The organism is Bradyrhizobium sp. 956_D2_N1_4 (assembly GCF_052076025.1).
Lineage (GTDB): Bacteria > Pseudomonadota > Alphaproteobacteria > Rhizobiales > Xanthobacteraceae > Bradyrhizobium > Bradyrhizobium barranii.
In genome coordinates this window covers 3,929,804-3,953,083 of sequence record NZ_CP197237.1, presented here as the reverse complement: position 1 = coordinate 3,953,083, position 23,280 = coordinate 3,929,804, and the positions used below count along the sequence as shown (strand labels likewise).

25 protein-coding genes are annotated in these 23,280 nt (G+C 63.0%); 9 read left to right on the top strand and 16 right to left on the bottom strand.

Annotated elements, in window-relative coordinates; all coding sequences use genetic code 11:
* Positions 1-10: 10 nt before the first annotated feature.
* The 3 genes from AB7535_RS18610 to AB7535_RS18600 form a co-directional block, all read right to left on the bottom strand.
* Positions 11-1,252 (bottom strand): GNAT family N-acetyltransferase, encoded by a 1,242-nt coding sequence (locus AB7535_RS18610; RefSeq protein ID WP_439036731.1) that lies wholly within the window; start codon positions 1,250-1,252, stop codon positions 11-13.
* 217 nt (positions 1,253-1,469) lie between these two features.
* Positions 1,470-2,216: a glycerophosphodiester phosphodiesterase gene (locus tag AB7535_RS18605; RefSeq protein WP_439036730.1), complete on the bottom strand. Its 747-nt coding sequence runs from the start codon at positions 2,214-2,216 to the stop codon at positions 1,470-1,472.
* A gap of 16 nt (positions 2,217-2,232) precedes the next feature.
* Positions 2,233-2,700 (bottom strand): RidA family protein, encoded by a 468-nt coding sequence (locus AB7535_RS18600; RefSeq protein WP_014494672.1) that lies wholly within the window; start codon positions 2,698-2,700, stop codon positions 2,233-2,235.
* A 233-nt stretch (positions 2,701-2,933) separates the two neighbouring features.
* Here AB7535_RS18600 and AB7535_RS18595 point away from each other — a divergent pair, with 233 nt between their 5' ends.
* Complete coding sequence (locus AB7535_RS18595) at positions 2,934-3,779, top strand: cell envelope integrity EipB family protein (protein WP_247341615.1); 846 nt, start codon at positions 2,934-2,936, stop codon at positions 3,777-3,779.
* Between the two features lie 72 nt (positions 3,780-3,851).
* On the top strand, positions 3,852-4,253 hold the full coding sequence (locus AB7535_RS18590) for a RidA family protein (RefSeq protein WP_014494674.1): 402 nt from the start codon (positions 3,852-3,854) through the stop codon (positions 4,251-4,253).
* Between the two features lie 89 nt (positions 4,254-4,342).
* Here the strand turns inward: AB7535_RS18590 and AB7535_RS18585 are convergent, their stop codons facing one another.
* Positions 4,343-4,744: an ACT domain-containing protein gene (locus AB7535_RS18585; RefSeq protein ID WP_354124227.1), complete on the bottom strand. Its 402-nt coding sequence runs from the start codon at positions 4,742-4,744 to the stop codon at positions 4,343-4,345.
* 201 nt (positions 4,745-4,945) lie between these two features.
* On the opposite strand from AB7535_RS18585, the gene AB7535_RS18580 reads away from it, so the two are divergent.
* On the top strand, positions 4,946-5,101 hold the full coding sequence (locus AB7535_RS18580) for a hypothetical protein (RefSeq protein WP_196236503.1): 156 nt from the start codon (positions 4,946-4,948) through the stop codon (positions 5,099-5,101).
* 16 nt (positions 5,102-5,117) lie between these two features.
* Here AB7535_RS18580 and AB7535_RS18575 read toward each other — a convergent pair whose 3' ends face one another.
* On the bottom strand, positions 5,118-6,410 hold the full coding sequence (locus tag AB7535_RS18575; protein ID WP_439036729.1) for a DNA polymerase IV: 1,293 nt from the start codon (positions 6,408-6,410) through the stop codon (positions 5,118-5,120).
* Complete coding sequence (locus tag AB7535_RS18570; RefSeq protein WP_028150563.1) at positions 6,407-6,718, bottom strand: DUF3572 domain-containing protein; 312 nt, start codon at positions 6,716-6,718, stop codon at positions 6,407-6,409. The genes AB7535_RS18575 and AB7535_RS18570 overlap by 4 nt, the downstream gene beginning before the upstream one ends.
* 228 nt (positions 6,719-6,946) lie before the next feature.
* Here AB7535_RS18570 and AB7535_RS18565 point away from each other — a divergent pair, with 228 nt between their 5' ends.
* Together AB7535_RS18565 and AB7535_RS18560 are read left to right on the top strand one after the other, a co-directional pair.
* Positions 6,947-7,312, top strand: a complete 366-nt coding sequence (locus tag AB7535_RS18565; RefSeq protein WP_008566616.1) for a response regulator — start codon at positions 6,947-6,949, stop codon at positions 7,310-7,312.
* A gap of 14 nt (positions 7,313-7,326) precedes the next feature.
* Positions 7,327-8,700, top strand: coding sequence for a PleD family two-component system response regulator (locus AB7535_RS18560; RefSeq protein WP_028150565.1), 1,374 nt, complete (start codon positions 7,327-7,329; stop codon positions 8,698-8,700).
* Between the two features lie 318 nt (positions 8,701-9,018).
* On the opposite strand, the gene AB7535_RS18555 is transcribed toward AB7535_RS18560, so the two are convergent.
* Positions 9,019-9,624 (bottom strand): TetR/AcrR family transcriptional regulator, encoded by a 606-nt coding sequence (locus AB7535_RS18555; RefSeq protein WP_354124231.1) that lies wholly within the window; start codon positions 9,622-9,624, stop codon positions 9,019-9,021.
* A gap of 129 nt (positions 9,625-9,753) precedes the next feature.
* Between AB7535_RS18555 and AB7535_RS18550 the strand changes: the two genes are divergently transcribed.
* Positions 9,754-10,992: an MFS transporter gene (locus AB7535_RS18550; RefSeq protein ID WP_439036728.1), complete on the top strand. Its 1,239-nt coding sequence runs from the start codon at positions 9,754-9,756 to the stop codon at positions 10,990-10,992.
* Between the two features lie 191 nt (positions 10,993-11,183).
* Here AB7535_RS18550 and AB7535_RS18545 read toward each other — a convergent pair whose 3' ends face one another.
* Positions 11,184-11,591 (bottom strand): hypothetical protein, encoded by a 408-nt coding sequence (locus AB7535_RS18545; RefSeq protein ID WP_085405561.1) that lies wholly within the window; start codon positions 11,589-11,591, stop codon positions 11,184-11,186.
* 814 nt (positions 11,592-12,405) lie between these two features.
* Between AB7535_RS18545 and AB7535_RS18540 the strand changes: the two genes are divergently transcribed.
* Complete coding sequence (locus tag AB7535_RS18540) at positions 12,406-12,762, top strand: hypothetical protein (RefSeq protein WP_223154002.1); 357 nt, start codon at positions 12,406-12,408, stop codon at positions 12,760-12,762.
* 41 nt (positions 12,763-12,803) lie between these two features.
* Here AB7535_RS18540 and AB7535_RS18535 read toward each other — a convergent pair whose 3' ends face one another.
* The 7 genes from AB7535_RS18535 to AB7535_RS18505 all read right to left on the bottom strand — a co-directional run bounded on the left by AB7535_RS18535 (position 12,804) and on the right by AB7535_RS18505 (position 20,341).
* Complete coding sequence (locus AB7535_RS18535) at positions 12,804-13,934, bottom strand: L,D-transpeptidase family protein (protein ID WP_439036727.1); 1,131 nt, start codon at positions 13,932-13,934, stop codon at positions 12,804-12,806.
* A gap of 350 nt (positions 13,935-14,284) precedes the next feature.
* The gene (locus AB7535_RS18530) at positions 14,285-15,133 is read right to left on the bottom strand and encodes an SDR family NAD(P)-dependent oxidoreductase (protein ID WP_085398842.1); all 849 of its coding nucleotides are present in this window, start codon (positions 15,131-15,133) and stop codon (positions 14,285-14,287) included.
* A 439-nt stretch (positions 15,134-15,572) separates the two neighbouring features.
* Positions 15,573-15,899, bottom strand: a complete 327-nt coding sequence (locus AB7535_RS18525; protein WP_014494689.1) for a BA14K family protein — start codon at positions 15,897-15,899, stop codon at positions 15,573-15,575.
* Complete coding sequence (locus AB7535_RS18520; protein ID WP_166097105.1) at positions 15,886-16,200, bottom strand: hypothetical protein; 315 nt, start codon at positions 16,198-16,200, stop codon at positions 15,886-15,888. Before AB7535_RS18520 ends, AB7535_RS18525 begins: the two co-directional genes overlap by 14 nt.
* 895 nt (positions 16,201-17,095) lie before the next feature.
* Positions 17,096-17,263 carry a 50S ribosomal protein L33 gene (gene rpmG / locus AB7535_RS18515; RefSeq protein WP_007603295.1) on the bottom strand — a complete coding sequence of 56 codons (168 nt, stop codon included), beginning with the start codon at positions 17,261-17,263 and terminating at the stop codon, positions 17,096-17,098.
* 207 nt (positions 17,264-17,470) lie between these two features.
* Positions 17,471-18,796 (bottom strand): LLM class flavin-dependent oxidoreductase, encoded by a 1,326-nt coding sequence (locus AB7535_RS18510; RefSeq protein WP_071913077.1) that lies wholly within the window; start codon positions 18,794-18,796, stop codon positions 17,471-17,473.
* A 207-nt stretch (positions 18,797-19,003) separates the two neighbouring features.
* Positions 19,004-20,341 carry an amidohydrolase gene (locus AB7535_RS18505; RefSeq protein ID WP_439036726.1) on the bottom strand — a complete coding sequence of 446 codons (1,338 nt, stop codon included), beginning with the start codon at positions 20,339-20,341 and terminating at the stop codon, positions 19,004-19,006.
* 161 nt (positions 20,342-20,502) lie between these two features.
* Here AB7535_RS18505 and AB7535_RS18500 point away from each other — a divergent pair, with 161 nt between their 5' ends.
* Both AB7535_RS18500 and AB7535_RS18495 read left to right on the top strand, forming a co-directional pair.
* On the top strand, positions 20,503-21,045 hold the full coding sequence (locus AB7535_RS18500; RefSeq protein WP_166097103.1) for a hypothetical protein: 543 nt from the start codon (positions 20,503-20,505) through the stop codon (positions 21,043-21,045).
* A gap of 77 nt (positions 21,046-21,122) precedes the next feature.
* Positions 21,123-22,481, top strand: a complete 1,359-nt coding sequence (locus AB7535_RS18495) for a metallophosphoesterase family protein (protein ID WP_439036725.1) — start codon at positions 21,123-21,125, stop codon at positions 22,479-22,481.
* A gap of 27 nt (positions 22,482-22,508) precedes the next feature.
* Here AB7535_RS18495 and AB7535_RS18490 read toward each other — a convergent pair whose 3' ends face one another.
* On the bottom strand, positions 22,509-23,258 hold the full coding sequence (locus AB7535_RS18490) for an NUDIX hydrolase (protein ID WP_166097102.1): 750 nt from the start codon (positions 23,256-23,258) through the stop codon (positions 22,509-22,511).
* Between the last annotated feature and the right edge of the window lie 22 nt (positions 23,259-23,280).

Sequence of the window (23,280 nt, the reverse complement as noted above, 5' to 3'; positions counted from 1 at the left end):
TGGCAAACCGTCAAGGCGCCTCGTCGACGCCTTTGCGGAACGGGCCGAGCTCGGCCAGCTCCCGTCCGGCCTCGGCGACATAGGCGCGCTCGCGCTTGAGGTAATCGTCGATGGCGCGGCGCAGGCCGGGATCGGCGATGAAGTGGGCGGAATGGGTCGTCCGCGGCAGGTAGCCGCGCGCGATCTTGTGCTCGCCCTGCGCGCCGGCCTCGACGTTGTCGAGGCCGTGTTTGATCGCGAAATCGATCGCCTGATAGTAGCAAACCTCGAAATGCAGGAACGGATGATGCTCGACCGCGCCCCAGTTGCGGCCGAACAGCGTATCCGAGCCGATGAAGTTGATCGCGCCCGCGATCCAGCGGCCGTTGCGGCGGGCCATCACCAGCAGCACGTCTTGGCTCATGGTCTCGCCGATCAGCGAGAAGAATTCGCGCGTGAGATAAGGCCGGCCCCATTTGCGCGACCCGGTCTCCATGTAGAATTCGAAGAAGGCGTCCCAGGCATCCTCGGTGATGTCGCTGCCGGTGAGCCAGTGGATGGTGATGCCGCCGGCAAGCGCATCGCGCCGCTCGCGCTTGATCGACTTGCGGTGGCGCGAATTGAGCGTGGTGAGGAAATCGTCGAAGGTCGCAAATCCCTCGTTATGCCAGTGGAACTGCTGATCGGTGCGCTGGAGGAAGCCGTGCCCGGCGAGCCGTTTCCACTCCGCCTCACGCGCGAAGGTCACGTGCACCGAGGAGGCCTTGCTGACGCCGCACAGCGCCACCAGCCCGCTTGCAAGCGCCTCCGCGATGCGCTCGCGATCGACGCCGTCGCGTACCAGCAGCCGGGGCCCCGTGGCCGGGGTGAAGGGAACCGAGACCTGGAGTTTCGGATAGTACCGTCCGCCGGCGCGCTCATAGGCGTCCGCCCAGCCGCGGTCGAAGACGTACTCGCCTTGGGAATGCGATTTCAGATAGCAGGGCACGACCCCAGCGACGCGGCCATCGACCTTGGCCACCAGATGCCGCGGCCCCCAGCCGGTGCGGATGGTTGCTGAACCCGATTTCTCAATTGCGGATAAAAACGCGTGCGAGACGAAAGGGTTATAGGCGGGTTTTGAGAGGCCGAGGGAATCGCCTGGAAGCCCGGATGAAGTTCCCGCGCCATGCCCGTTGCAAGCCTTGTCGGGATTGGCACATGCGTCCCAATCCTCGGCAGATACCTCGCCAATCGAGGGTACAGCCTCGAGTGTGATTTCAGATGATGCCATCTTGCCCAAGATCGTGCATTGCAGCAGCGACTTCAAGAGGCGGGAACCGAGCTCTCTCGTGCCCCGGACGCGCCGCAGCGCGCAGCGGTGCGATGCAGAGCCGGGGCCCATCTCTCTGCATAGCGTGCCGCCTTCGGGGTCCCGGCTCTGCGCAGCAACGCTGCGCATTGCGGCGCGTCCGGGACACGAGAGCGAGCGCTGTGCAACGGGCGGAGCCCTACGGAACGAACCCCTCAAAGATCATCTGATCCGCATATTGCCCGACCCGCGTCCGCTGCTCCGGGGTGCGCACGGTCCAGCCGAGCAGGGCGCAGCCGAGGACGTTGCGGGCGATCCAGGGGACGGGGGCCGGCAGGTGGTCGACCTTGAAGGCGACGAAGTGCGGCTGGGTCTGAAAGCCGTGGCGCAGATACAGCATGCTGTCGCGCTGCGCCTGCGTCAGCTTCGCCCAGTACTCGTCCTCGTAGGTCCGCTGCGCAACGATGCCGCGCGGGCGGGACGGCAACAGCTCACGCAGCGCCAGCACCTGGTCGGGATCGAACGACATGCCGACGGCGGGCCCCTGATAGGACGCCAGCACCTCGGCCATCCGCTTCACCAGCTTGCGGTCGCCGCCAAAATGGCTCTTCACCTCGATCACCAGCGGCACGCGGCCGGCGACCATGGCGCAGAGGTCGGACAGCGACATCATCCGCTCGTCCGTGTCCTTGAACTTGACCGCCTTCAGCTCGGCCGCGGTCTTCTCGACCACCTCGCCGGTGGCCTCGGTGAGGCGGCCGAGCGCGTGGTCGTGATGCACCATGGCCTCGCCATCGGCGGAGAGCTGGATGTCGACCTCGATCGAGAAATTGCCCGCGATCGCAGCCTGCACCGCGCCCGGCATGTTCTCGACGACACCGCGGGAAATGTCATGCAGGCCGCGATGGGCGACCGGCCGGGCTGTCAGCCAATCAGGAGCGCGCAACGCCGTCAGCTCCGTGTCAGGCGACCTCGAACACGCCTTCGACCTCGACCGCCGCATCCGCGGGCAGCGAGGCGACGCCGACGGTGGTGCGGGCATGGCGGCCCTTGTCACCGAAGGCGGCGACCATCAGGTCGGAGGCGCCGTTGAGCACCTTCGGCCCGTCCAGGAAGTCGGGCGCCGAGTTGATGAAGCCGCCGAGGCGCACCACGCGCACGACCTTGTCGAGGTCGCCGAGCGCCGCCTTGACCTGGGCCAGCAGGTTGACGGCGCAGCCGCGCGCCGCCGCGGCACCGTCCTCGATCGAAACGCCGGCACCGAGCTTGCCCTTGGCGATTAGCTTGCCGGCGGGGTCGAAACAGACCTGGCCGGAGACGAACAGCAGGTTACCGGTGCGCACGAACGGAACGTAATTGGCGACAGGGGTAGGGGCCTCGTGCAGCTTGATGCCCTGTTCCGCCAGTTTCTGCTCGACCGTGCCCGCCATGTTCGACCTCGTTGTCCAAATTTCATCCGCCCGGCTGCGTCCATTTGGAGGCCGGGCGCGCCCTGTTTCGCCCATCGTGCCGTCACATGCAAGCAACCGGAGCGACTGCATTTTGTTGTGGCCAGGCAGCAGGTTCAAGGCGGGGGCCGCAACTTTACGTGAAACGGCCTCAGTTGCGACGCAATGGAACGGTCATTAAAATGTCGAATCTGCGCTTTCCCCAAGGATGACACATGGTGCACCTTTTCCGGACTTCGCTTGGTGTGATGGCGCTCGCGGCGGCTGCTTTCGGTGCAGGCGGTGGAGCGCAGGCGGCCAGCGGTCCGTTCCTTGCGCACCAGGCGCTCTATGACCTCAGCCTCGTCAAATCGCGCTCCAATTCGATCAACAGCGCGCGCGGCCGCATCCTCTACAATTTCACGGGAAGTTCGTGCGAGGGCTACACCTCCGAATTCCGCCAGGTCTCCGAGCTCGACAGCGGCGAGGGCAAGATCACGCTGAGCGACCTCCGCTCGAACTCCTGGGAGGACGCCGCGGGAAAAAGCTACCGCTTCAAGATCGAGACGCGGATGAACGAGGCCGATGCCGGCCGGGTCGACGGTTCGGCCGAGCGCGACGGCGACCACATCAACGTCAAGCTGAAGCTGCCGGCGCCGAAGAGCTTCACCCTCGACGGCAAGATCGTGTTCCCGACCGAGCAGATCCAGCGCATCATTGCCGCCGCCAAGGATGGCAAGTCGCTGCTCGAGCTGTCGGTGTATGACGGCTCCGACGACGGCCAGAAGGTCTACAACACGCTGACCGTGATCGGTCAGCCGATTCCCGCCGACCGCACTGCTTCGCCCGATGCATCGACCACGGACGAGCACATGAAGTCGCTCAAGCGCTGGCCGGTTACCGTCAGCTATTTCGACCGCGAGTCCCAGCAGAAGGAAGGCGAGCAGACGCCGGTCTACGCGATGGCGTTCGAGCTCTACGAAAACGGCGTTTCGCGCCAACTCGTGCTCGATTACAACGATTTCGTGATTTCCGGCGCGATGGGCAAGTTCGACGCGAAGGACAGCAAGCCCTGCAATTGAGGGGCGAGGCTAGCCCTCCGCTCGCTCTCCAGCTACGCTCCCTCCCAACCACAAACCCGGGAGGCAAGCACCATGCCCAAGCTCGACCATCTCCGCCCCAGCGGCCTGCATCACAATCCGGCCTATTCCCACGTCGTGACCGCTTCAGGTGCGCGCACCATCTACATCTCTGGCCAGGTGTCGGTGGACGAGGAAGGGCGGATCGTCGGCGAGGGCGATATTGCCGCGCAGACGACGCAGGTGATGCAGAATCTCGGCCATGCGCTGAAGGCGGCCGGTGCGACCTACGCCAACATCGTCAAGATCACGACCTTCGTCGTGAACTACAAGCCGGAGCTGCGCCCGATCATCGGCAAGGCCCGCTCGGCCTTCTTCGAAGGCATGGAGCCGCCCGCCAGCACCCTCGTCGGCGTCTCCGCGCTCGCCGCGCCGGAATGGCTGATCGAGATCGAGGCGGTGGCGGTCGCGGATTGAAACGACCGTGGGATGGGTAGAGCGAAGCGAAAGCCATCACCCTTGTTGCGCAGGAAGAGCTCGATGGGTTTCGCTTCGCTCTATCCATCCTACTTTGCTGCGGACATAGCTCGCAAAGCAGTCATCGCCTCATCGGCACGCTCAGCAGGTACGAAAAGATGATCGTGGTGGAAGGCCGACACGGCATTCACGCTGATGCCGGCTTCGGCGAGGCGGGCCGTGACTGCAGCCAGAAAGCCCACCGCGTCGAGTGCGGAGTGAACCGTCAGGGTGATCAGGCGCGAGGCGAACGCGTAGCGTAAGCCTGACGCCTCGGCTTCTTCGCGCAGGATCACCAGCGTGGTTCCATCCTGCTCGCGAAACGTCAGCAGCGGGTTGACCGCTGCGGGAACGGGCTCGCCGGGTGGGATCGTGCAAAACACGAAGGTGCCGTCCAGCAGTTCAGGCTTCATGTTTCTCAACAGCGCGTCGAGGTCGCGTTCGCCTGTCACGATGGTCAGCCTCTCAGCGCGTTCGGAAGAGTACAGCCCTTGCGAAACCGATCAGCGCCGGAACCTGACAGGGCCTCGCCAACATACCTTTGTATATCTCTTCCAATCCTTCTCATACGCTGACCTTACGCTGGTACAATTGAGCGACGGCCGGAGATTCTTACAATTTGAGTCTACTCGGGTCACTGCGAGGAAGCTCAAATGAACGTCATGATTGGAAGGCTCAACGGCCTGTGGCACCTCATCGTCGGGTCTTGTCAGATCCGAACTCCGTTCCTGGCGACTCAGGATCGGCAGTTGGTCATTCAGTATGCCCGGCGTGTCTATCCGGGTGCACGGATCTTCGAACGCGACTGAATTGAGCAGGACTCGATCATTCCTGCTGTCCTGTTTCAGGGCCATCATACGCGATGCCGCGAATGACGGCGGAGTTGCCGAACTTCTTGCGCAGGCTGTCCACCGCGCGCTCGGCATGCGCAGCACGGCGGTCGAGCATATCGGTGTCGTCGGCAGGCGAGCCCTCGCGCAGCGCGCTGACGCCGGCGCCCATCAGGCGGAACGCGGTGCCGTCGATCTCCTTTGCCAGCATCTCGCGGCAGATCGAGAAGATCTTGGCGGCAAGCTGCGTCGGGCCTGCGATCGACTGCGAGCGGGTGCGCTGGCGGAAATCGGCGGTCTTCAGTTTCAGCGTCACGGTCGAGCCGGCAAGCTCGCTGCTCTTCAGCCGCGACGACGTCTTCTCGCAGAGCCGCCACAGGATCTTTTCCAGCGTCGCGAAATCGCGGATGTCGGTCTCGAAGGTGGTTTCGCTCGAAATCGTCTTGGCGCCACGATCGGGCTCGACGCGGCGGTCGTCGATGCCGCGGGCAAGCCGCCACAGCCTGCGGCCGTCACTCGGAAACTGCCGCATCATCTCGATCTCGTCGGCCTTTTGCAGGTCGGCGATGATGCGGAAGCCGCGCTGCACGAGGCGCTCCTGCGTGGCCGGGCCGACGCCGAAGATGAAGCCGACCGGCTTCTCCGCCAGCATCGAACGGGCTTCCTCCTGATCGAGCGCGGCAAAGCCGCGCGGCTTGTCGAGGTCGGAGGCGATCTTGGCCAGGAACTTGTTGCAGGACAGGCCGACCGAGACGGAGATGCCGATGTCGCGCTCGATGTTGCGCGCGAACCGCGCCAGCACCTTGGCCGGAACCATGCCGTGCACCCGCTCGGTGCCCGAGAGATCGAGGAAGGCCTCGTCGATCGAGAGCGGTTCGACCAGCGGCGTCAGCGCCTGCATGGCCTGGCGCACCTCGCGGCCGACTCGGACGTACTTGGCCATGTCGGGCGGGATCACCGTCGCGTGCGGGCAGGCCTCGAGCGCCCTATACATCGGCATGGCCGAGCGCACGCCGTAAGTCCGCGCGATGTAGCAGGCGGCCGACACCACGCCGCGCTTGCCCCCGCCGATGATGACGGGCTTGTCGGCGATGTCAGGATTGTCGCGCTTCTCGACCGTCGCATAGAAGGCGTCGCAGTCGATATGGGCGATGGTCAGGCCTGCGAGCGCGCGGTGGCGGACGAGGCGAGGGGAACCGCAGGCGGAGCAGCGCCGTACGCCCCTATCCAGATCGGCCAGACAATCCCGGCAGAAGCAGCGGGGTCCGGCCGTATCAGGGACGGTCACGGCACGTCGCGCTCCCAGGAGGGGTCACCGAGCGCGTCGCCCAGCACCTGCCGCGCCGCAGCAACGTTGGTCGGATGCAGCTCCGCGGTCGAGGCAAAGGCCTTTACGGTGGCGTCATCGCGCATCACGAAATCGAGTACGCTGAGGAGGAAATTCGGGTCCGAGGCGGCATTGCGCAGGGTCTCAGGACCGACGCCTGTCTCAGCCAGGAACAGGCCAAGCCGCTCCGGATCGCCGGCCACGAAGGAGAGCGCCTGAATCGCAACGATTTCAGCGACTTCGCGAGGGTTGTGAACAGGCTTTTTCAAGGGTTCGGTTTGCCTTTCCGTTAACTTTCGGTGTCTACTTTGAAACCATCATGCCCGAGTCTCAAGACCGCCGACAAGCAACTGGAAACCACATCGCAGAAAGTCGGCCCTCGGGTTTAACGAAACTCAAGCGAATCTGAGGCTAGTTTGAATCCAGTTTTCGAAGCGCCGGCGAGCGGCGCCTGAGGCGTCACATGTATACGGCTTCGTGCCAATCAGGAGGGCGGGATGGCTAAGACCGTCCTGATCGTGGAAGACAACGAGCTCAACATGAAGCTCTTCCGCGACCTGTTGGAGGCGCACGGTTACCAGACCTCCGGCACCAGCAACGGCTACGAGGCGCTCGACCTCGTTCGCAAGATGCGGCCCGACCTCGTGCTGATGGATATCCAATTGCCGCAGGTCTCGGGCCTGGAGGTCACGCGTTGGATCAAGGACGATCCGGAGCTGCGCGCCATTCCCGTCGTCGCGGTCACGGCGTTCGCGATGAAGGGCGACGAAGAGCGCATCCGCGAGGGCGGCTGCGAGGCCTATTTGTCCAAGCCGATCTCGGTCGGCAAATTCATTGAGACGGTCCGGCGTTTTATCGGATAGGAAGTGAGTTCAAAGTGTCTGCGCGTATCCTGGTTGTCGATGACGTTCCCGCCAACGTCAAACTCCTCGAAGCTCGCCTGTCCGCCGAATATTTCGACGTGATGACCGCCTCGAACGGCACCGAGGCGCTGGCGCTGGCCAGCCGCGCCGAATGCGACATCATCCTGCTCGACGTGATGATGCCCGACATGGACGGCTTTGAAGTCTGCCGCCGTCTCAAGACCGATCCGGCGACGCACCACATCCCCGTCGTGATGGTCACCGCGCTCGACAGTCCCGCCGACCGCAATCGCGGGCTGGAAGCCGGCGCCGACGATTTCCTGACAAAACCCGTCTCCGACGTCGTGCTGATCGCGCGCGTGCGCTCGCTGACGCGGCTGAAGATGATGACCGATGAGCTGCGCATGCGCGCCATCACCTCGCTCGAGATCGGCATGCAGGCGCCCGAGCGCAGCGCCGTGGCCGACACCGGCCGGGGCGGCCGCATTCTGCTGGTCGACGACCGTCAGTCCTCCTATGAGCGGCTGGCGACGATCCTCGCCGCGGAGCACACCATCGACGTCGAGCCGAACCCGACGGAAGCGCTGTTCCACGCCGCCGAGGGCAATTACGACCTGCTTATCGTCTCGCTCGACCTCAACAATTTCGACGGCCTGCGGCTGTGCAGCCAGGCGCGCTCGCTGGAGCGCACGCGCCACGTGCCGATCCTGGCGATCGCGGACCCCGAGAACTCGACGCGGCTGCTCCGCGGCCTCGAGATCGGCGTCAACGACTATTTGCTGCGCCCGATCGACAAGACCGAGCTGCTGGCCCGCGCCCGCACGCAGATCCGCCGCCGCCGCTACACCGATCATTTGCGCGACAACGTGCAGAACTCGATCGAGATGGCGATCACGGACGCGCTCACCGGCCTGCACAATCGCCGCTACATGGAGAGCCATCTGGCGACGCTCGCTGACCAAGCCTCGACCCGCGGCAAGCCCCTGGCACTGATGATTCTGGACATCGACTATTTCAAGTCGATCAACGACAATTACGGCCACGACGCCGGCGACGACGTGCTGCGCGAGTTCGCGGTGCGCGTGCGCAAGTCGATCCGCGGCATCGACCTGGCCTGCCGCTACGGCGGCGAGGAGTTCGTCATCGTGATGCCGGAGACCGATCTGCACGTTGCCGGCATGGTCGCCGAGCGCCTACGCCGCTCGATCGCGGGCGAGCCGTTCGCCGTTCACAAGGGCACCAAGCGCATCGAGGTCACGATCTCGATCGGCCTCACCACGTTGGAGCAGAAGGGCGAGGCGGTCGCCGACGTCCTCAAGCGCGCCGACACCGCGCTCTACCGCGCCAAGCACGACGGCCGCAATCGCGTGGTGTCGCAGGCGGCGTGAGGCCGCCTGCAACAAAAACTACGAAAACAACCCCATGCACAGTAGCCGGCGTTAGCCGGATCAATGGCTTATGCGGGTAGCTCGGCGGGCCTATGCCGATTGCCCGCGTTTGACACGTCGGGCAAAACAGGAGCATTTTGATAGGATCGGGCAGGGCGCGGTTGTTGCGCGAAGCCCTCTCCCCAAACTCCGCGGTCATTCCCCGCGTAGGCGGGGAATCCAGTACGCTGCGGCCTCTCGGTTCTAGCCTCGCTGCCTCTGGAATACTGGATCACCCGCTTTCGCGGGTGATGACACCGAGTGATGCGGCAGCAGTGCTCAGCGTGGCGTGCGCTTGCCTGCCGTTGCTGGCTTCTCCGCACCCCCCACATCCACCCCCGCATTCCGCAGCAGCACCTTCGCCGCTTCCTTCGCGGCGCGGGCCATTGCGGGGTCGTCGCGCACGAGGTCCTGCGCGATCGAGCCGTCGACCAGGAGCACGAGCTGGGTGGCGAGCGCATCCGCCTCCGTGACGCCGAGCTCGTTGAGCCGTTCGCGAAACCAGACGCGACGGCTTTCCTTGAAGGCGATTGCGATCTTCTTCACGGCGCGGTCCTTTGGGCCAAGCTCGGCGACCGCATTGACGAACGGGCAGCCGCGAAAATCCTTGGCCGCAAAGCGCCGCTCCAGCGAATCGAAGGTGCCAAGAATTTGCTCGGCCGGGGGCTTGTCGGAGGGGCGCGGCTTGACGAAGCGCCGCTCCAGATAGGCCGCGATCAGCGCGTCCTTGGAAGGGAAGTGGTTGTAGAGCGTGCGCTTGGAGATGCCGATCTCAGCCGCGATGGTGTCGACGCCGATGGCGCGAATGCCTTGCAGATAGAACAGCTTGTCGGCGGTCTCGAGGATCCGCTCCTTCATCGTCTGTGGTGTGGGCGGGGGAGCCATGCGGCAGCGTGCGTCCTGTTCGCTTGACAGCGTGCACCTTTCATAGCCTAAGTGCACAGGTCTGTGTAATTAAAAACATCGCGAATTGCAGACGCCGGCGCGCGCGTCGCGCCGACGAGGGAGAAAAATATGCCCCTTTTGCAGGTCCTGCGTCCGACATTGCCCATCCTGATCGGCGCCTCGATCATGCTGACGCTGAGCATGGGGCTGCGGCAGAGCCTCGGCATCTTCATGCAGCCGCTGACGCATGACATCCACATTTCGATCTCGGATTTCACGCTGGCGCTGGCCGTGCAGAATCTCGCCTGGGGCTTTCTCCAGCCGCTCGCCGGCGCGATGACGGTGCGCTACGGCTTCCGCCCGATCATGATCGTGGGCTCGCTGATGTACATCGTGGGCCTCATTCTGATGGCGACCGCGAACGGGCTCGTCAGCATCATGATCGGCGCCGGCGTGCTGATCGGGACGTCGCTGGCCTGCACCGCGGCCGCGATCGCGATGTCGGTGGCGGCGCGCGCGGTGCCGGAGACTGTCCGCTCGACCGTGCTCGGCATCGTCTCCGGCGCGGGCTCGCTCGGCGCGCTGTTGTCGGCGCCGCTCGGGCAGTTGCTCAACGAAGGATTTGGCTGGCGCGTCGGGCTCGCCGGTTTCGTGATCATGTCGGTGCTGATGATCCCTGCGGCCTGGTATGCGGGCCGCATCGACGCGATTCCGCTGCCGAAGCCGACCGCCGACGACATCGGGGATGCCTCCGCCGCGACGGCTGCGAAGACGGCGTTCGGCAACGCGTCCTTCGTGGTGATGACCTGCGCCTATCTCGTCTGCGGCATGCAGCTCGTGTTTCTCACCACGCATCTGCCGTCCTATCTGGCGATCTGCGGCCTCGATCCGATGCTGAGCGCGCAGACGCTCGGCATGATCGGCGGCTTCAACGTGCTGGGCTCGCTGTTCTTCGGCTGGGCGGGCCAGCGCTGGAACAAGCTGGCGCTACTGGGCGGCATCTACATCCTGCGCTCGCTCGCGCTTGCCTGGTATTTCATGCTGCCAGCGACGTCGTTCTCGACGCTGCTGTTCGGCGCCATCATGGGCTTCCTCTGGATGGGGGTCGGCCCGCTGGTCGCCGGCGCCGTCGCCGAAATGTTCGGCCTGCGCTGGCAAGCGATGATCCAGGGCCTCGCCTTCATGAGCCACCAGATCGGCAGCTTCCTTGGCGCCTACGGAGGAGGGGTGCTCTACGACACGCTCGGCTCCTACACCATGGCCTGGCGCATCGGCGTGGCGCTCGGTCTGGCCGGCGGCATCATCCAGGTTGCGTTCGCGCTGATCCGGCCGTCGCAGCCGCCGGCGCCGGTGTTGCGGACGGCGTAGCGGGGCGGTGCTCGCTAACGTCAGCTTGGGAGCTTACAGCGGACGCCGTGCTGTTTCGTCGTGATGGCAGCGTGTGACCCGAAGCTTGGCGCGCGGACGAACTTTTCTCCGGCTGTGACATTGCAACAATTCATGATCCTGCAGGCGGATGGCGCGTCGTCGCGTGCGCCATCCGCTCCTCCACATGGGCCCTAAGCTTTCAGGTCCGTGATCCGCATAATCGCGACCACATTCCCGTCGTTGTACGCCTGTTCTTTTGTTTCCTTGTTGCAGGTCCAGACAAAATTCTTCTTGCCCGTAAAGGTCTTTCCGTCCTGCTCAAGCCGAAGCTCCCCTTCGGTGATATGGCAGATCATGGCATTCATCATCGGGGGCCCCATGGTCTTCGCCCCCGGCTGCATGATGACATCGCGCATTGAGACGGTCTTAAAACCTGGGATCAGGGATGGTGTCTCGCCTTCATATTCACGCACCACGACACCTGGCCAAGGCGTCATATCCTTGTAGCCTGTGGTTTGAGCGGCGGCTGGCCTGACCATGGCAGCCGAGGCCGCTGCCAACGCGATTCCCAGTGCGGACCTTCGATCGATCTTGCTCATCGCTTTCTCCCGACGTTACCGAACGAGCCGCCGCATAAGCAGCGCGCAAAGTTCGTGGTGAACGGTGGTCGAAACCGAAAAAAGAACGGCTTCTAAGAGAGCGTGCTTGCCGATGGCACCAGTGCTGCTCGTTTGCCCAGACGGTGATTTCGGCACATCCCACTTTAAGGGCAACGACATTCTACGTCACCTGACGAGTCTGGGGAACATGTGAAACGAAGTCTCTGCCTGGCCCACGGGAAGGTCCGGATTTGGCCCCAAGCGGTCGACCCGGCATGTCCGCTAGATGTCCGCTCCTTGGGGCTGAAGCAGACTTGATATGCTCAGCCCGAGTTCTTCGGGGGGTGACCCGAAGCGGACGTGCGTCGTGGTCGCAGCGATATCCGCCTACTGTGCCGACATCGAAATTAATAGCGGGTTGACGATCGGAGCAGGCGGATTTGTCATCTCGGACGGAGATACTGCTGCGTCGTTGAGATTGCGGACCGGGCGCTGCGATGCGGAGGGCGTGCTTAGGGCCAAACTCAACTTCTTCAGCGTGCGCCGGAACTCGTGATCATACGACGCGTCGACATCGCGCATCGTTGAAAACGATGTGACGAAATATTCCTTTAATCGGGTCGATCGATTCTCCATCTCCAGAGAGAATACAAGCACTGTTGGCCTTTCATATCCGGTGGTGAGTGAGCAAGCTTAAACTCTGCGGTACCGGGGCGGCGATGTGTGTGGCCCTGGAGTGGCTACTACGGGCCCAAGTTTGGCGTGCCTTGACGTGTTCGGCGTGTGGGACTTCCACTGCGGGATTAGGAGTAAGATGAACAATCACCTTCGGCATGCAGCGCTTGCTGTATTCACTGTCATGCTGCCGATCTTTACAATCGGTCACGCTCGCGCCCACGATTATCAGCACCCCGAGTTGAACAGCTGGTATGAGAGCTTGCACAGTGGCAAAGGGCCTTGCTGCGATGGCAGTGATGCGAAGCGCGTTGATGACGCCGATTGGGAAACTAAGGACGGTCACTATCGCGTACGCCTTGATGGCGAGTGGGTTGATGTTCCGAACGAAGCTGTCGTGGATGGACCGAACCGCGCTGGCCGTACGATGGTCTGGCCTTACTACCTAGATGGTCATCCGAAGCCGCGCTGCTTCATGCCGGGGAGCATGGGCTGATAGCGAGCGCGGGGATGCAAGCCTGAAGTAGACCGGGCGCTCTAGCACCCGTCGTCTCCTTCCACAACGGTCGACAGGAAGCTGGAACGAGCCAGATCACATGCAATCGGTTTCGAGAACGAGGTGCCAAACCATCTACTCGTCAACGAACCATCGTTGGTGACCGAGGGGATTGGCGGCAGTTGCGGCAGATAAGATGCATACGGCATCACTTTCGCAAGCGTCGCTCTGACCAGATACTTTGCTAGAAAAGCCTCGTTCATTCCGCCGTCCAGTCCGCTATAGATCGGGGCTGCCGGCACGTTGTCATTGAGCAATCGCGCGAATTCGAGTTCGTCGGTACGTTGCTTCTCAAGCGCCCGCCGCGCAATTTTGGAATCCACGACAAACGCGGGGCATTTATCGGTGGGACTGAACACGAGAGGATACGGCGAATTTGGTGGAGCTTGCGCATCGAACACATAGCGTCGATTGCACACGTCCACCTTAGGTTCGAGATGCGTCGTCTCGAAGTGATCGTTGCCGACTTTGAGCATTTTCCAGAAGGAGAGGTTCGGGCTATTTCGATGCTGCGCCAGGTTTGCCGGCGTGAGGCGGAATGGATAAGCCTGGACCTGAAAGGACGGTCGGCCGCCGAGGGAGTCCCGCGCTAGCGAATAGATCTCGCTTATCTGTTCGTCGGTCATGGCATAGCAACCGCTCGATGAGCAGTCGCCATGGATCATGAGTAAGCTGCCGTCGCGATTGTTTGCCTTGTCGAAGCTGTTGGGAAAGCCGACGTTGATCGCGAGATGGTATTCGGAGTTGGGATTCATCAGCTCGGGAGTAATCGTATAGAACCCCTCTGGAGCCTGACGGTCACCCTCCTTCAGTTTCGGCCCGAGATCCCCCGACCACCGACAGATCGGGTACACCTTGAGGATTTTGAAGAGGCCGGTGGTGTCCTGTTTCCAGACTTCGAGCTCCGCCTCTTGCTTGAAGACGCGCACAAGGATAGGCGAGTATTTTGGCATCTTCTTTTGTCGGAGCAGCGAGAGCAACTCGGGTGGTAGCTCCTTTGTAGCCTTGGCCGGCAAGCGGTTGCTGTTTTCGCCAAGGCAGGTGGCCGGCGACAACGTCGCGAAAAAAGCTGCAGTCAGCACAAGCGCACGGAGTGCCGTGGCGCCGATCATGACCTTACCTCGGGCGTGGAATCTGCTCATTTGGGTAGCGTGTAGTCAGTGGGTTCGTAAGGCAAGCCCAGATGGACGCAGTCACCGGAGAAGTTCGAGCTTATCGTTGGCCTTGGGGATGCCAAGACGCTCGGTCTCGTCGTCCGCTTCTGGCCCATCAGCGAAGTGGCGACACCTTTCATTGAGGTCCGCCTGGTGAGGTAGAGCGGACTGACTTTGCTCACTCTGAGTTCTTCGCATTTTGATCCAACTGAGACATTGGCGGTCCACTGCGCAACGGCTTTGAAGCCGGTTTCAGCCCTATCCGAATATTCGTGTTAGCCGCTAAGGCTGGTGGAAGGGCTGCGCGCTCAACGTTTCGGGGTGCGCCCGCGGATGTGGTCAAAGCCTTGCTTGATTGCGGCGAAGCGCGCTTCGATCATCGGCTCGAATTCGAGGTCGGTGAAGATATACGGCAAGTCCTTTTCGACGCCTTCGCGGACGAGTTCACCGACATAGTTGGGTTCTATGCCCTGAGAGATGCGTTCCCGGAGCATATTGATCCACTCGGCACGTGGGCCCGAAGTCGGCAAGGCAGGGAGCGCCCCCTCGAAGCGCTTGGGGAGATTGCGTCTTGAGTCCATGATTTGAGTGCGGATGATCCCTGGACACAGCACCGATACGCCAATCCCTCGGGGCGCGAGTTCACGCCGGAGGCCCTCGGACAGCGCGACAACGCCATACTTGGAGACGTTGTATGCATTGCTCTCCCCTGAAATGAGGCCAGCGATCGAGGCTGTGGAGACGATGTGTCCACCCTCACCATGCTGCTCGATCAACGGCCCGAAAATCTCGATCCCCCAAATGGTCGCCATCAGGTTGACGCCCATGGTCCAGTTCCACGACGCCTCGGTCCAGGCGCCATAAGGCCCACCGGCGCCGACGCCCGCGTTGTTGACGAGGATATGCACCTTGCCATAGCGGGCAGTCGTGGCTTCGGCGGCCGCCACGAGTTCGGCTTTGAGTGAAACGTCCGCTTTCACGCCGTCGACATCGACGTTGGTGAGCCTCAGTTGCTCGAGCGCTGCGGACAGAGCCGCTTCTTCAATGTCGCAAAGCATGACCTTCGCCCCCGCTTGGGCGAAGGCGGTCGCGATCCCCAGTCCAATGCCTGACGCTGCACCGGTCACGAACACAGTCTTTCCAGCGAGTTCCTTCACGCGCGTTCTCCCCGTGCAAGCGGACACCCTCGCGCCAAAACGCCAAGTCTGCCCGGACGCCATATGACCGCGTTTTCGAGGGATTGAGAAGCGTGCCGGATGTCCGTTCGTGGTCCATCGTTGACATGGGCAACCAGGTGTCAACGTCGTCTTCCATGCGCATAGCGGGCGCGACAATTCAGGAGCATACATCTACGTCTGCGCTCGTGCCTTGGACGCAACGCGGCGCTTCGGGGGCGCGCTGTCACAAGCGTCGGCACCCGAGGCGTCTCCGGCAGAACGACGAGCATGAGGACCCGAGGAGAGTCACGCGTTGGCCGTGACGCGTAAGGTGTCATGGGAAAGTTCGAGACGCCATCTCGACGGCGCCTCGAATCCAACCGGGTCATCTGGCCATCCGTTCGGACGTCCACTTGATCCGGTGACTTGCGGCTTTGCATTACCTGCAGATATGGCGGTTGCCGTCCCACCCGAGGTAGGTGCCCGTTGCCGGATCGTAGGATCGATAACGCTCCGCGCAGGAACGTGAAGCAGTGCCATCCGCGCGAGCCATGGCGCTGTCCGCGCCTTGCGCAGGAGCTGCGCCATCCGGCAACTCGAGGCCCAGCCGACCGGCCGGCGTCAGCGTGCCGTTCAGGTTGCGATTGGGGTTCTCGGCCTCGTACGTATCGGGATGGCTGCTCGCAAAGCCGGATTGCGCGTAGGCGGCGCTTGCGGTCAGGCCCGACAACAAAGCCACGGCAGCGAGAATTTTAAGTCCAGTCATGGTCCATCTCCATCATTGCCCGGTGCAATCGTGCTGCCGGTGCGAGAGGAGTTGGATCGACATCTGCGCTGAACAAGCTCGCTTGATCCCATGCGCGCGACCTGACGCGATCTCGTCGTTCAAATGCAGAAAGAATCGTTTGCTTGTGGAACGCAAAAGAATGGGCCACCGCCGCCAGCAGCGCGCCTGTCTTTGCTCTCGTGCCCCGGGCGCAGCGCAGCGTCACCTCGACGGTGCGCTTGCGCGCGACCGGCGGGCGACGCTGGGCTAGCTGCGGCCAGCGCTGGCCGATCGGGTCCAAGTTCAACTGAAACAGAAAGCCAGCGGGCGGTATGAACTAGCGACGTCCTGATCGCTTGAGTTCGGCGACTTTAAACCTGTTGCCGGCCTGCAGGCTGCTGCAAAACCAGTGGGCCTTGTTTCGGTTTTCGCCCAGGAACACCTTGGTTTCAACGCAACCCTCGTAGGATGTATGGGTGATGGTGTCTCGGCACGTTGGCGAGAAAGGTCCATAGTTCGTACCGCCGCCCGACTCGCTGCATCCGACCCAGGGATCTTTGCCGCTTGGGAAGCTTGATGCACAGCCACCGTTGCAGCTGCTGGCGACTTTCTCCAGGCTGGCAATCCTCCCCATCACCGAGCCCGGCGCATACGAAGGCGTGCTCGCGGTTGACGTTCGAGCGGTTGACGCAGTCCGACGCGGCGCCGTTGTGTTTGCTCCCCGCTCCGACACGTGAGGCTTTGCCACCTGTTTCGGCGCATCGACCGTGACAGGGGGAATCGTGGCGGCGGACCCAGTCGGGATTTGCGACGCTGCCGGGGCGCACAGCAAGGCAGTTGATAAGACAGCGACGGCTGAGGGCACGACAAAGCTTGACGAGAACTTCATGAGCATGTCCTTCCCAAATTCGGGACGGAGATGCCGCCCCGGTAAATGCACGGTAACATACATTTCGGATTGGGCAACCGAGGGTTGAGGTGGCATCTGCCTATAAACTCGCCATCCACAAAGCGTGGCCCTCGGCGGAACGGCTCTGGCTTGCTCCGTCGCAAGAGCTCCCCGCAACGACGGCGTGGAGAAGGAGCAGCGCGTCAACTTCGGTCTCGTGCCCCGACAGGAGAGGGCACAAATAAAAACGGGGCCGTGAGGCCCCGTCAAAAGTCCGTAGCTTATTCCGTGATCTTACTTGATCTTCTTACTTGATCTTGGCTTCGCGGAATTCGACGTGCTTGCGCGCGACCGGATCGTACTTCTTCTTGACCAGCTTGTCGGTCATGGTGCGCGAATTCTTCTTGGCGACGTAGTAGAAGCCGGTGTCAGCCGAGGACACGAGCTTGACCTTGATGGTGACCGCTTTGGCCATGTTCAGAACCTCAGGAATGAAGGGAATCTGGAGCCGGCCAAACGGCCCGCGTTGGCCGGCAACCTAGCCAGAAACCGCCTGATGTCAAGGTTTCGAAGCGTTTTCGAGCGAAGTGGGCACCGGTTCGCGTCAAGAAAACGCGTCAAAAACAACAACCTAGAGCCCCGAACGGGGCTCTAGGCTGGAAAGCCACCCAAAACGGGCCCATTACGCCTCGAAGAACCGGTTTTTCGGCCGCGGCAGGCCCAGATTCTCCCTCAAAGTGGCCCCTTCATACTCCTTGCGGAAAATCCCGCGCCGCTGCAGCTCCGGCACCACCTTGTCGACGAAATCGTCGAGGCCGGCGGGCAGGAACGGGAACATGATGTTGAAGCCGTCGGAGCCGCGCCCGACCAGCCATTCCTCCATCTGGTCGGCGATGGTCTTGGCCGTGCCGACGAAGGACAGCCCGCCATAGCCGCCGACGCGCTGGGCGAGCTGGCGCACCGTGAGCTTGTCGCGCCTGGCGAGGTCGACCATGCGCTGGCGGCCGCTCTTGCTGGCGTTGGTCTCCGGAATCTCCGGCAGTTGCCCGTCCGGATCGAAGCCCGAGGCGTCCGTGCCGAGGATGACCGAGAGCGAGGCGATGGCGCTGTCGTAATGCACGCGGCTGTCGAGCAGCGCGCGCTTCTCCTTGGCCTCATCGACGCTGTCGCCGACCACGACGAAGGCGCCGGGAAGAATCTTGAGATGTTCGGGATCGCGGCCGATCTTCTCCATGCGGCCCTTGATGTCGGCATAGAGTTTCTGGCCGTCGGCGAGGGGGCCGCCGCCGGTGAACACGGCTTCCGCCGTCTCCGCCGCAAGCTGCCTGCCGTCCTCCGATGCGCCGGCCTGCACGATCACCGGCCAGCCCTGCACGGGCCGCGCGATGTTGAGGGGGCCGCGCACCTTCAGATATTTGCCGTTGTGGTCGAGCACGTGCATCTTCGCGGGATCGACGAACACGCCGCTTTCGACGTCGCGCACGAAGGCGTCGTCGGCGAAGGAATCCCAGAGGCCCGTGACCACGTCGTAGAACTCGCGGGCGCGCTTGTAGCGCTCGGCATGCTCCATGTGGTCGTCGAGGCCGAAATTGAGCGCCGCGTCCGGATTTGAGGTGGTGACGATGTTCCAGCCCGCGCGCCCGCCGCTGAGATGGTCGAGCGAGGCGAAGCGCCGTGCCACGTGGTAGGGCTCGTCAAACGTCGTCGAGCCCGTCGCGATCAGGCCGATGCGCTCGGTGACGGCGGACAGCGCCGACAGCAGCGTGAACGGCTCGAACGAGGTCACGGTGTGGCTGCGCTTGAGCGCGTTGACCGGCATGTTCAGCACGGCGAGGTGATCGGCCATGAAGAAGGCGTCGAACCTGCCGGCCTCGAGCTTCTGGATCAGCGTCTTGATATGGCTGAAGTTGAAATTGGCGTCCGGCCAGGCCCCCGGATAGCGCCAGGCGCCGGTGTGGATGCTGATCGGCCGCATGAACGCGCCAAGCTTGAGTTGCCGTTGTGCCATCGCCCCGTATCCGTTCTGGGTGTCGTTGGGGAAGACATAGGGACGCCTGGGAACTCCGCCATCGGGGGAGGCGGGAAGATTATTTTGTTTTTTGATCGACTCTCAGCATGTTCGCGTCATTCCGGGGCGCCGCGCGGAGCGGTGAGCTCAGATGCGCAATTGCGCATCTGAGAAGCCCATCAAGCCGCAGACACTGATGCGAGGAAGCTACTGCCCCCGCGCCCTTTGATCGAAGGCGCTCAGCACGGCGAGCGTCATCGCGGTGACGCCGGTCCGGATGGTCGGTTTCGGCACCGGGGCGAATTGCGGCGAGTGGTTGCCGGGAAGCGGCGGGCCGCTGCCGTTACGCGCGGCGGCGACGCGGTCGGGCTCATAGACGCCGATGTTGAAGAACATCGAAGGCACGCCGGCGTTGACATATTCTGAATAGTCCTCGCTGGGCGTGTTTGCCGGGCTGACGTTGAACTTGTCGCCGAAGGCCACTTTCAGCACCCGCTCGGCCTGGCCGACGACAGCGGCATCGTTCATCACCGCCTTGGTCCCCTCGTCGAGATGGATTTCGGGCGCCGGCGCATCCGCCATCGCCGCCACCGCCTTCGCCGTCCGCTCGATCCCAGCCAGCATCCTGGCGCGCACCTGCGGCTTGAAGCTGCGGATCGTGCCGATCACCCTGGCCTCGTCGGGAATGATGTTGCCGGCGGTGCCGGCGTGGATCGCGCCGATAGTGACGAGGCCGAATTCGGTCGGGTCCTTTTCGCGGCTGATCACGCTCTGCACATCGACGACGAAGCGGGATGCCATCATCACGGGATCGATGGTCGCCTGCGGTATCGCGCCATGGCCCCCGCGGCCAACGAATCTGATGAAGAGACCGTCAACGTTCGACGATCCGACCCCGACCCTATAGGTCACGGAGCCGTAGGCTCCACTGCCGTCGTGCAGGGCAAAACCCGCGTCGGGCTTCGGAAAGCGGGTGAACAGGCCATCGTCGATCATCGCCTTTGCGCCCGTGACCTCTTCCTCGGCGGGCTGCGCGATGAACATCAACGTACCGTGCCACTGGTCCTTTATGCCGACCAGGGTCTTCGCTGTGCCGACCCAGCTCGCCATGTGGATGTCATGGCCGCAGCTATGGGCGACGAATGTCTCGCGGCCCTGCCAGATCTGCTTGTCGCGGCTGGCATAGGGCAGGCCGGTCTTCTCCTCCATCGGCAGTGCGTCGAGCTCGGTGCGAACCATGATGGTGGGACCGTCGCCGTTCCTGTAGATGGCAACAAGGCCGGTCTTTCCGACGTGCTCGGTGACCTCAAAGCCAATCGCACGCATCTCGGCGGCGAGTTTCGCCGCGGTCTTCACTTCCTGGTAGGCAACCTCGGGATGGGCGTGGATGTCCTTGTAGAGCGCGTCGAGCTTCGGGTATTCGCTCTCGAAGGAGGCCTCGATCGTTTGCTTCAATCTGGCGACGTCGAGCTCCGCATGGGCGGGCGGCGAGAGCAGGCCGCACAACGCCACGGAAGCGAGCAGAGGCCTTACGAACCGCGTCATCCGATTCTCCAGTCGTTTAAGCGCCCATTCCCTCACCTAGCACATCTCGTCGCATCTTGCCGCGATAGAAATGGAAGAACGGCACCGGCGCATCGGGGCGTCTCTTCGAACCAATCCGCCTCTCGCTTCGACCAAGCCATGACCTCGTGAGGAGACCCGACATGGCAGGCGCAATGACCGTGGACGGCGGCACCGTTCGCATCGACCGGTCCATGCCCTGGGTCGGCCGGCTGCTGTCGCTGCCGCTGCTGGCCGCGAGCGGTTATCTCTTGTGGAATGTCGGCCTCGGCCTGCGCCAGGATTTTTCCGGCTTCGGCCGGCTCGCCGATGATCTCGTGCCGGTGCTGGTGTTCACGGGGTTGGGACTGCTCGTCGGCATCCCCGGAATGATCCTGCTGACGTACCGCACTTTCGTCGTGCTCAACGAGACGCTGCGCCAGATCGTCATCACCAGGCAGTTCGGCCCGCTCAATATCCGCAGCCAGCGCGATCTCGCCGACTATCACTTCGTCAGCATCACCGACGACTATGATGCGGATCTGACGACCTACGACGTCAATCTCTGCGGCAATAGAGGCACCGAGCCGATCACGCTTCAGAGCTTCACCAGGCGCGAGGAGGCGGACAAGCTCGCAAGCGAGATCGGCCGCGTCCTCAAGCTGCCGGCGCGCGACTATGTCGGCACCGAGCCTGATGCGGACTGATTGAGGTCCAGCCACGACCTGTTGCTACCCGTTGCGGAAATTGCCATCCTCGCGGCCGAACACCGCAATGGAAGGCCATGACCTCAACGAATAATTCCATTCCCGCGCTTCTACCGCGCGGCAAGGGCCACCAATTCCTGTTGTATGGCGACTCCTGTTCGGGCGTGCCGGGTGGATTGCACGAAAAGACCTTCGCCTCGGTCAATGCGATCGTTCAACGCCTGAGGCCGCAGCCTGAATTCGTGCTCTTCCCGGGCGATGAAATCATCGGACTGACGCCGGATCCGGACGCGCTCCGCGCGCAGTGGCGCTATTGGCTGGATACGGAAATGGCATGGCTCGACCGTGCGGCCATTCCGATGTGGCACACAACCGGCAATCACACGACCTATGATTTGACGAGCGAGGCGGTGTTTCGTGCGGTGCTCGCGCTGCCGAAAAATGGGCCGCCGGGACAGGCGGGCCTCTCCTACTTCGTGCGGCGCGGCGACCTCCTGATGGTGTTCGTGAACACACTCTGGAGCGGCCTGGGAGATGAGGGCCATGTCGAGCTCGGCTGGCTGGAAGCTACGCTCAGAGAACATGGCGACGCCCGACACAAGCTCGTCCTTGGCCATCACCCGGTGTTTCCCGTCAACGGCTTTACCGGGACGTATCAGCGCGAGATCGGCCACGAATATGCTCGCCCGTTCTGGGACATCCTGGTGAACGAAAACGTGCTTGCCTATCTGTGCAGCCACATCCTCGCCTTCGACGTGCAGGCGCATCGCGGTGTCATGCAGATCTGCACTGCGGGCGCGGGAACGGCTCACAGGATGCCGGAAGGCGTCGAGTATCTGCATTGCGTTCAAGCCGCGCTTGACGAGGAAGGCCTGCGTTATCAGGTGCTCGATGTTCACGGTGCGGTCAGGGAGAAGATGGAATGGCCGCTCCGCGATCCTGATCCCGCTCAGTGGAGGGAGCTGCCGCTCGGGGAAACCGAAGCGCCGTTCAGCGGATGCGTGGAGAGCGGGCGGCGGATCGAGCTGAGGCTTGTGGGGCAAAGCGCTGCGACCGATATCGCATCAGCCCAGACGATTTTCACGGCCTTCGCGCCTGGTTCGATTGCGCCGTTCTGGCTTGGTCTCAGGGGACCGAAGCAAACCCTGACAGCCATCGTGGGGCGTGAGCCGGGACGAAGCCCAACCTATTGGTTCGGACCTGATCTTCCGGCGGGCGAGGGTTTCGATATTCACGTTACGCTCTATCCGGACATGGGCCCCGGCGGTCTCTTGTACCGCGATCACGGCTCCCCGCGTTGGTCGTCCTTCACCTCCGCGACGGCGCGAGGGTTGGAGCAGCTTGTGTGGCCGCAGCGCTGGGCGATCGGTCACGGACAAGGTGGCAGCGAAGACCGCGCCTTCAGAGGTGCCGCGCTGAGTTTGCTGATCGCGTGAACGAGCCTAGAGAGTTCGGTGGCTGGATCAGCTCAAAATATCCTTCTGCATCTTGCCGCCGTAGAAATGGAAGAACGGCACCGGCGCGTCGTGACGGAGCGGGCCTGTGGCAAGGCGCGTGTCGAGCTCGTTGAGCACGTTGCGTGTCATCGGGTGCAGATCGGCGAGCGGCTTTGAGCCGAGTTCGACCCAGACCAGCTCGACCAGTTCGGCATCCGCATGGATCACCCCCTCGACGCGGTGGGTGATCGCGGAAGCGTCCGCCGTGAAGAAGCGTGTGTCGAAGCGCTTGACGCGGCCGGGCGGAGTGATCGCACGCGCGATCAGGAACAGGCTGGAGGGATCGGGCAGCAGGCCCGCATCCGCGAACGGCTTCCAGGCGCCCTCGAGTTTTGCTTTCCCCTCGGTCTTGCGTCCGAGGCAGAGGCCGGTCTCTTCGCAGGCCTCGCGGATTGCGGCAATCGCCAGCGACTTTGCGCGCGAGGCCGGAGTCTTCGGGCTGCCCTTGGCGAGATTGGCTTCCAGCTCGGCGGTGATGGGGGCGGCGACCGGCACGCGGTAATCGTCCTTGTCGACGCGACCGCCGGGGAAGACGAACTTTCCGGGCATGAACACCACCTTGTCGTGGCGCTTGCCGACCAGGACTTTTGGAATGTTGCCGCTGCGATCGACCAGGATCAGCGTCGCAGCATCGCGGGGACGGAAATAGGGATGGTGGTCGGCTTCCTTGCCCTCGTGGATCTTGGCCTTCTCGGCTCCCTGCGACGTATCCGTCATGTCCTCACCCAAACCGCTTTTT

What these genes read in the sequence shown, in the direction of transcription:
- AB7535_RS18610 (WP_439036731.1), bottom strand. Translation starts at nt 1,252, where the DNA reads ATGGCATCATCTGAAATCACACTCGAGGCTGTACCCTCGATTGGCGAG.
- AB7535_RS18600 (WP_014494672.1), bottom strand. Translation starts at nt 2,700, where the DNA reads ATGGCGGGCACGGTCGAGCAGAAACTGGCGGAACAGGGCATCAAGCTG.
- AB7535_RS18595 (WP_247341615.1), top strand. Translation starts at nt 2,934, where the DNA reads ATGGTGCACCTTTTCCGGACTTCGCTTGGTGTGATGGCGCTCGCGGCG.
- AB7535_RS18590 (WP_014494674.1), top strand. Translation starts at nt 3,852, where the DNA reads ATGCCCAAGCTCGACCATCTCCGCCCCAGCGGCCTGCATCACAATCCG.
- AB7535_RS18580 (WP_196236503.1), top strand. Translation starts at nt 4,946, where the DNA reads ATGAACGTCATGATTGGAAGGCTCAACGGCCTGTGGCACCTCATCGTC.
- AB7535_RS18565 (WP_008566616.1), top strand. Translation starts at nt 6,947, where the DNA reads ATGGCTAAGACCGTCCTGATCGTGGAAGACAACGAGCTCAACATGAAG.
- AB7535_RS18555 (WP_354124231.1), bottom strand. Translation starts at nt 9,624, where the DNA reads ATGGCTCCCCCGCCCACACCACAGACGATGAAGGAGCGGATCCTCGAG.
- AB7535_RS18550 (WP_439036728.1), top strand. Translation starts at nt 9,754, where the DNA reads ATGCCCCTTTTGCAGGTCCTGCGTCCGACATTGCCCATCCTGATCGGC.
- AB7535_RS18545 (WP_085405561.1), bottom strand. Translation starts at nt 11,591, where the DNA reads ATGAGCAAGATCGATCGAAGGTCCGCACTGGGAATCGCGTTGGCAGCG.
- AB7535_RS18540 (WP_223154002.1), top strand. Translation starts at nt 12,406, where the DNA reads ATGAACAATCACCTTCGGCATGCAGCGCTTGCTGTATTCACTGTCATG.
- AB7535_RS18535 (WP_439036727.1), bottom strand. Translation starts at nt 13,934, where the DNA reads ATGATCGGCGCCACGGCACTCCGTGCGCTTGTGCTGACTGCAGCTTTT.
- AB7535_RS18525 (WP_014494689.1), bottom strand. Translation starts at nt 15,899, where the DNA reads ATGACTGGACTTAAAATTCTCGCTGCCGTGGCTTTGTTGTCGGGCCTG.
- rpmG (WP_007603295.1), bottom strand. Translation starts at nt 17,263, where the DNA reads ATGGCCAAAGCGGTCACCATCAAGGTCAAGCTCGTGTCCTCGGCTGAC.
- AB7535_RS18510 (WP_071913077.1), bottom strand. Translation starts at nt 18,796, where the DNA reads ATGGCACAACGGCAACTCAAGCTTGGCGCGTTCATGCGGCCGATCAGC.
- AB7535_RS18505 (WP_439036726.1), bottom strand. Translation starts at nt 20,341, where the DNA reads ATGACGCGGTTCGTAAGGCCTCTGCTCGCTTCCGTGGCGTTGTGCGGC.
- AB7535_RS18500 (WP_166097103.1), top strand. Translation starts at nt 20,503, where the DNA reads ATGGCAGGCGCAATGACCGTGGACGGCGGCACCGTTCGCATCGACCGG.
- AB7535_RS18495 (WP_439036725.1), top strand. Translation starts at nt 21,123, where the DNA reads ATGACCTCAACGAATAATTCCATTCCCGCGCTTCTACCGCGCGGCAAG.
- AB7535_RS18490 (WP_166097102.1), bottom strand. Translation starts at nt 23,258, where the DNA reads ATGACGGATACGTCGCAGGGAGCCGAGAAGGCCAAGATCCACGAGGGC.